Source organism: Streptomyces swartbergensis (assembly GCF_002148965.1).
GTDB lineage: Bacteria > Actinomycetota > Actinomycetes > Streptomycetales > Streptomycetaceae > Streptomyces > Streptomyces swartbergensis.
This window is the reverse complement of sequence record NZ_NGFN01000813.1, coordinates 1-744: the sequence shown is the minus strand read 5'-3', so window position 1 is coordinate 744 and position 744 is coordinate 1. Positions and strand designations below refer to the sequence as shown.

Sequence of the window (744 nt, the reverse complement as noted above, 5' to 3'; positions counted from 1 at the left end):
GACGGTGACAGGCCTCTAACGTCTCTGCATACGCAACAGCCCCCGCAAGGTGCTAGCAACACCTGCGGGGGCTTAACCATCAAGATCGAAGGACAAGTTCGATCCCATGGCTGAGTCCCAGCTTAGTGCTGCCTCCGCGTCCGCGCACCCAATGGCGAATCCGGGTTACGGCAAGCGTTCCGTCCCCGACCAACTCCCCCACACCAACCACGACTTCGCTCACCTCCCACCCCGCGAAGCCGCCATCGCCGCCTACCTCGACCGGCTCCCCGACGGCGCCGACATCTCCGTAAAGACGCTGGCCAAGCACCTGCCGTACGGACAGTGCGCCCTCGGCACCGCCCTCAACCGCATCCAGCAGGCGGGCCACCTGCGCCGGGGCCGGGAGTGCGTCACGGCGGACGACGGCAGCGCCCGTTGGATCACCCGTTCGTGGTGGTCTCGTACCGCCCGGGAAGATGACTGGTGGGCCGCCTTCACCCGGGGCGACGTACCGAAGCAGCGACAACGTCCCACCCGCTCCCGCGCCCACATCCTCCTGGCCGCCCTCGGCCGCACGGCACCCGTCCTGTCCCTCTCCCAGGCCGACTGCGCGACGCTCGCCCCGCTGGTGACGGAGTGGTTCGAGCGGGGCGCCTCGGAGGAGGACGTACTGCGTGCGCTCACGGCCGGCTTGCCGACGCCCGTCCACCACGCCGCCGCCCTGGTCCGCAACCGCCTGACCAGCAAACTCCCGCCCCCACC

1 protein-coding gene is annotated in these 744 nt (G+C 69.8%); it reads left to right on the top strand.

Going from position 1 to position 744, the window contains the following annotated elements; genetic code table 11:
- Window positions 1-151: 151 nt before the first annotated feature.
- On the top strand, window positions 152-744 hold a 593-nt coding region (locus CA983_RS44490; RefSeq protein ID WP_107500375.1), incomplete at its 3' end, for a hypothetical protein.